The organism is Bacillus sp. LR_5 (assembly GCF_042709275.1).
Map to the genome: position 1 here is coordinate 1 of NZ_JAVAXX010000488.1, position 2,874 is coordinate 2,874.

The 2,874-nt window shown below is 41.9% G+C and carries 1 protein-coding gene; it reads right to left on the reverse strand.

Annotation, left to right across the window (positions count from 1 at the left end; all coding sequences use genetic code 11):
- Positions 1-617: 617 nt before the first annotated feature.
- Entirely contained in the window at positions 618-2,543 is a 1,926-nt protein-coding gene (fbp, locus tag RAC86_RS37465) for a fructose-1,6-bisphosphatase (protein ID WP_377886832.1), read from the reverse strand.
- Between the last annotated feature and the right edge of the window lie 331 nt (positions 2,544-2,874).

Here is a 2,874-nt window from a genome sequence, read left to right on the forward strand (position 1 = left end):
AATAGATATGCTCATGGAACTCTTGGTAGTCGGCCAAATATTGATGAAGATACTCATAAACAAAATTATTTTGTCATAATAAAGTTATTTGTATTAATTGTTCTAAAAATCAATGAAGATCTTTGTTTGTATGATTTGACGAAGCAAATGGACCAATCTGAGTAGAGCCTTAAGGTCCAATTACTGATGGGAGAAGTGGGAGTCTGTTTTCACTTAGTATCATAAGTTGTTTTTGTTGACTTTAGATTATAAAATTAGATTATGATATATAATCGCAAGTATAGTAGTTTGTCTCGTGAATTCTGTAGTTTTTATAGTTAAAGCTGTCGAGATTTTCTCGACAGCCTATTTGAAATGTGTGTATTTAAAGTCATATCTGTGAGCTTTGAGATCTTCGAGTGAAAAATACTCCTTATAGACAATTTCGGCAGTCCAGCCAATCCCCACTCCGCTTCTTCTGCATTAAACTGGCACACATGTAGAGGCAAAAGTAAAAGAGAAAGTTAAATTCCAATACAATTCTGGTTTTCCACAGTTGTTCGTAAGTAAATAAACTATTTCTGTTTTCTTTTACGTATTATTGAGTAGAATATCATCACCCCTGAACCCCACATCCCTCACTTCATATACCGATACTCCCGCAAACTCTCCAAAATCGCAACTTCCTGCAGCAATTCCTCACCAACATTTGTTTCCTTCACTTTCTTTCGCTCGAGCTCTTTGTCCACTAATCGCTTCACCGTTAAGACGTCGGTTCCGGTGTTTAGGACTTCTGTCTTGGAGTTGAAGTGTTTATGGGCGACGAGCTGCATGCCGTAGGAGTTGTATAGCAGCGTGTAGCCGGCGATGCCTGTTGTGGATTGGTAGGCTTTGGAGAAGCCGCCGTCGATGACGATCATTTTTCCGTTTGCTTTGATTGGGTCTTCTCCTTCGATTTCTTTTACAGGTGTATGGCCGTTGATGATATGGCCATGATCTGGATTGAGGCCGAATTCTGCCAGGATGTTTCGGCAGGTTGCTTCGTCTTCGCGTAAATAATAATACGGGTTTTTCTTTTCTTTATGTGTTTCCTTCTCTTTGATGAAATACCGCTCAAATGTCGTCATGGCGCGTTTTCCGAAGAGGGAGGAGTATTCACCTGTCCATAAATACCAAGCCATATCTGTCGCCAGGTCATCGGTTTCTTCCGGGTGGGCAAAGGCTTCCCGCAAGAATCGTTCAAATACATCGAGCAGCTCACGGCCCGCATACGGTTTATCCTCAATCATCATCGTTTCCATATTGCCGTTTTCATCGACAGGAATACAGCCGTGAATCAACAGGTTACCGTTATATTTTAAATAAAGGCTGCCTTTTTTCATCATAAAATTCATATGGCGGCCCAGCTTTTCGGAATGCTGGACAGAGAATAGCAGCTTGTCTATGACTTCTGCTTCTTCTTCTAATAGCTGATCTGGCTGCTCCGGGTTGATTGTCGCAAAGCAGGTGTTTTCCAGCTGATATGTTTTTCCGTTTAGCGTGATTTCGTTTTTGTCATAATCTATTTTCTCTAATAACAGCCGTTCCTCCATATTAAAGTTCGGCCGTCTCTTGATAATCGGGCTCTCGAGCTTGAATTGGATCATGGCAATCGCTTGATGGATTTTTGTGATTTGCTTAATCTCATCCTCTGGTCTGTTGTCGTCAGCTTTTGGACGGAACGCTGGGTTATCATCATAATATTTTTCGGCCAGGTTTAGCAGCGGTCTCAGGTTGATGCCGTACACGTCCTCAATAATATCCAGGTTGTCGTAGCGGGCACAGATGCGGATAATATTAGCCAGGCACACTTTGGAACCGGAATAGGCGCCGATCCAAAGGACATCGTGATTTCCCCACTGAATATCGACAGAATGATAGTTGATCAGTTCTTCCATAATTCTATCCGGCTGCGGGCCGCGGTCATAAATATCGCCGACCACATGCAGATGGTCGACCACCAATCGCTGAACGCTGTAAGCAAGGCCGGTGATCAGCTTATCGGCTTGGCCAAGCTCAATGATCTGATCAATGATTTCGGAGTAATATTGCTCCTTGTTGCCAGCTTGTTCTGTTTTGTATAACAGCTCCTCCGTAATATAAGCAAATTGGGCAGGCAGTGCTTTGCGTAATTTGGAGCGGGTATACTTGGAGGAGCAATATGAAACGAGCTTAATCATTCGATTTATCGTTTCTTTATACCACTCGTTTAACGCTGCTTTCGCATCAAAGTCATGTTTGATTAATTTCAGTTTGTCTTCCGGATAATAGACCAATGCTGCTAATTCATCGATTTCTCTATCGTAAATGACACCGCTGAAGATGTCGCGTATCTTCTCTTTGACTCGTCCTGAACCATTGCGCAGCACGTGCTGGAATGCCTGATACTCCCCGTGCAAATCACTGACAAAATGCTCGGTGCCTTTTGGCAGGTTCAGTATCGCTTTCAAATTAATGATTTCTGTTACCACTTTTTCTTCACAATCGTATTTTTGCGCGAGTAGATCTAGGTACTTGCTTTCCAAAACCGTCCATCCCCTTTTTAGAATAAACCCCTATTTATGAGCATGTGCATGATAAGGTGAATTTAAAAGTATGACATTATTTTTAAACATTGGACCTTTATATGATAGTACCGCATAACTGCTTTTATAGACAATTGAAACGGGTGAAAGAGGTGCTAAATGTTGTAGGCAAGAGCTAAAAACAGCTTTTCAGTAGTATCATGGAGGATCTTGCAGGTTGGTTTGGAGGTTAGTTTATTTGTCTCATCAACTAGCTTAAGAGGGGGGAGTTTCCTTTGCGTCTCTTCCACTAAAATCTGGCATAGTTTAGAGGGTAGAGGACTATAGGCTT